This window comes from Candidatus Binatia bacterium (assembly GCA_036493895.1).
Classification (GTDB): domain Bacteria; phylum Desulfobacterota; class Binatia; order UBA1149; family CAITLU01; genus DATNBU01.
Genome location: DASXOZ010000071.1, coordinates 1 through 3,113, shown reverse-complemented (window position 1 = coordinate 3,113; position 3,113 = coordinate 1). Strand labels below are relative to the sequence as shown.

The window sequence follows — 3,113 nt, the reverse complement described above, 5'->3', positions numbered from 1 at the left end:
AGCAGCAGGACGACCGCCGGCAGGTTGATCCAGTTGAGCGCCGCGATGTAGCGCGGGTAGCGCTCGAGCCAGCCGCGCCGACGCGCGATCTCGTAGAAGATCACCGGGAAGAGCAGCCAGTCGACCACGTAGCGCAGGCTTTCGGCCAGGACGATCAGCCCGTCGTCGGCCTCCACCGTGAGGTCGGCATAGTGGACGACGAGATAGAAGGCGTAGATCGGCGCCACCAGGAGCATGACCTGGAAGGAATGCAGGCAGCCTTCGAACGTGTTGTCGAAGTGGAACGGCGCCGACACATCGTGCCACAGGAACTTGACCGCGCCTTGGCTGCCGCGCGCAATTTCGGCCTGGCTCAGCATCGTCTCAGGCGAAGTAGCGGTCGAGCACCGTCTCGTAGACGCGTGACAACGCCTTGAGATCGGCGACGGCACTCTTCTCGTCGACCTTGTGCATGCTCTCCCCGACCAGCCCGAACTCCAGCACCGGGCAGTACCTGGAAATGAAGCGAGCGTCCGAAGTGCCGCCGGTAGTCGACAGCTCGCACTCCACGCCCGTCACCTCGCGCACCGCGCTGCCCACAATCTCCACCAGCGCGCCCGGCGGCGTGTAGAACGACTCACCCGAGACCTCGACCTTGGCGTACTCGACGAGGCCGTTGCCGGCGATAGAGGCATTGGCCCGCTCGATCCGCTCCTTGAGATGTGCCAGCAGGGTCTGCGACGTCCACAGATCGTTGAACCGCGTGTTGAAGCGGGCATGCGCCACGCCGGGCGCGATGTTGGTCGCCTTGTTGCCGACGTCGATGGTGGTGAACTGCAGCGAGGTTGGCTGGAAATGCGTGCTGCCCTTGTCGATCGGCTCGCGCACCAGCGCCTCGACGATCGCCGACAGGCGGTGGATCGCGTTGTCGAGCCGCTCGGGATAGGCGACATGGCCCTGCACGCCGCGGATCACGAGGTCGACCGTCATGCTGCCGCGCCGGCCGATCTTCATCATGTCGCCGAAGCGCTTGCTGCTCGTCGGCTCACCCACCACGCAGGCGTCGATCGTCTCGCCACGCTCGGTGAGCTTCTTCAGCATCTTGACCGTGCCGTTGACCGCCGGGCCTTCCTCGTCGCCCGTGACCAGCAGGCTGATCGAGCCATCGAAGTCGCGGCCGCGCCGGGCGATGAACCGTGCGGCCGCTTCGGTGAAGGCTGCGATCGCGCCCTTCATGTCGGCGGCGCCGCGGCCGAACAGGTAGCCGGCCGATAGCTCGGCCGCGAATGGGCCGATCGTCCACGACGAAAGATCGCCGACCGGCACGACGTCGGAATGGCCGGCGAAGCAGAAGTGCTTCCCGCCACTGCCGATGCGCGCATAGAGGTTGGCAACGTCGTCGGTGCCGGCTTGTGTAAAATCCATCCGCTCGCAGCGGAAGCCGATCTCGGTCAGCGTGCGCTCCAGCAGTTGCAGGGCGCCTGCTTCGACCGGCGTCACGCTCTCGCAGCGCACCAGCGCGCGCGTCAGTTCAACGACGTCGGCGACGGAAGGAGCGAGCGTGTCGGGCATGGCCGGACACTACCTCTCAGCGACCCCAAAGAGAAGAGCGCCGGCCCGCGTTCAGGCCGACGCTCGAGTGTCATGAGAGGAAGAAACAGTCTTGTTGCTTATAGAACCGGTAGTTGGCCGACCTAGGCCGCGATGCGGTCGGCCTCCTGCAGATTGACCGAAACAAGCTGGCTCACGCCCTGCTCGGCCATGGTGACGCCGTACAGGCGGTCCATGCGCGCCATGGTCACGCGATGGTGGGTGATGACCAGGAAGCGCGTGTCGGTGCGGCCGGCGATCTCGTTCACCAGGCTGCAGAAGCGCTCCACGTTGAGGTCGTCCAGCGGTGCGTCCACCTCGTCCAGCACGCAGATCGGCGCCGGATTGGTCATGAACACCGCGAACAGGAGCGAGAGCGCGGTCAGCGCCTGTTCGCCGCCCGACAGCAGCGACATCACCTGCAGCTTCTTGCCCGGCGGGCTGGCATGGATCTCGAGGCCCGCCTCGAGCGGATCCTCCGACTCGGTCAGCCGCAGCTCTGCCTTGCCGCCACCGAACAGCTTGGTGAAGAGCTGTTGGAAGTGGCCGCTCACCTGCTCGAAAGCGACGAGGAAGCGCTCGCGGCCCTCGCGGTTCAGGCTCTGGATGCCCTGGCGCAGGCGGCCGATGGCGGCGATCAGGTCGTCGCGCTCAGTCGTCATGCCGGTGATCTGCTGCTCGAGCTCGTTGGCCTCTTCCTCGGCGCGCAGGTTCACGGCCCCCATGGTCTCGCGCTCGTGCACCAGCCGCTCGAGCTTCTGCTCGGCCTTCTCGATCTCCGGCAGCTCCTCGACCGACTGCACCTCGGCCAGCGCAAGCACACCGTCGATCTCGCAGCGCAGCCGCTCCTGGATGCGATCGACCACCGCCTCGCGATCCTTGGTCGCCTGCTCGACCAGGCCCTCGCGGCGCACGCGGCTCTCGCGCACGGTCGCGAGCTCGGCCTCGACGCTGCGCATGATCTTGTCGGCCTCGGCCAACTGCGTCTCGCCGGCGGCCAGCGCATCGGCCGCTTCCTGACGCTTCTCCTCGGCCTTGAATATCTCCTCGTCCAGGGCCTCCTGCTTGGCCTCGATCTCGGCCGGCTTGGCCTCGAGCTCGGCAATGGTGCCGGCGATCTGCTCGCGCCGCGCATCGAGCTCGCCGATCTGGCGATCGGCGTCGCCGAGACGGCTGCTCCAGCTCGCATGGTCCTGGGCAATGCGGCCGAGCCGCTCGACCCTCATCTCGGACTCACGCGCAAGACGCGTGCAGGTCGCCTCGGCCTCGACCAGCGCGGCGCGCAGCTCGGCGATGCGGGCGCGCAGCGTGTTCGCGGCCTCGCGATCGGCCTGGGTGTCGGAGATCGACGAGAGCCGCGCCTGGCGGAAGGTGCGGCGCATCTCGGCGTCGGCGACGTCGCCCACGATCTCGGCCATCGCCGTCTCGGTGGCGGTGAGCCGTGTGCGCAGCTGATCGGTGCGGCGGGCGACCTCGACATGCCGGTCGCGCGCCGCCATGGCGGCGCGCTCGGCCTGGCCGATCGCCTGTTGCGAGACACGCTC

At 67.6% G+C, this 3,113-nt stretch carries 3 protein-coding genes; all 3 read right to left on the bottom strand.

Translation table 11 applies throughout. The annotated features are described in order from the left end of the window. A partial coding sequence (locus tag VGK20_17015; protein ID HEY2775745.1) for a hypothetical protein occupies positions 1 to 359 on the bottom strand: 359 nt, incomplete at its 3' end. A gap of 4 nt (positions 360 to 363) precedes the next feature. Continuing rightward, positions 364 to 1,551 carry a succinyl-diaminopimelate desuccinylase gene (dapE, locus tag VGK20_17010; GenBank protein HEY2775744.1) on the bottom strand — a complete coding sequence of 396 codons (1,188 nt, stop codon included), beginning with the start codon at positions 1,549 to 1,551 and terminating at the stop codon, positions 364 to 366. A gap of 122 nt (positions 1,552 to 1,673) precedes the next feature. After that, the coding region (locus tag VGK20_17005) for a chromosome partitioning protein ParA (protein ID HEY2775743.1) at positions 1,674 to 3,113 on the bottom strand (1,440 nt) is incomplete at its 5' end.

Coding starts and splice junctions, on each gene's coding strand:
- dapE (HEY2775744.1), bottom strand. CDS start 1,551: ATGCCCGACACGCTCGCTCCTTCCGTCGCCGACGTCGTTGAACTGACG.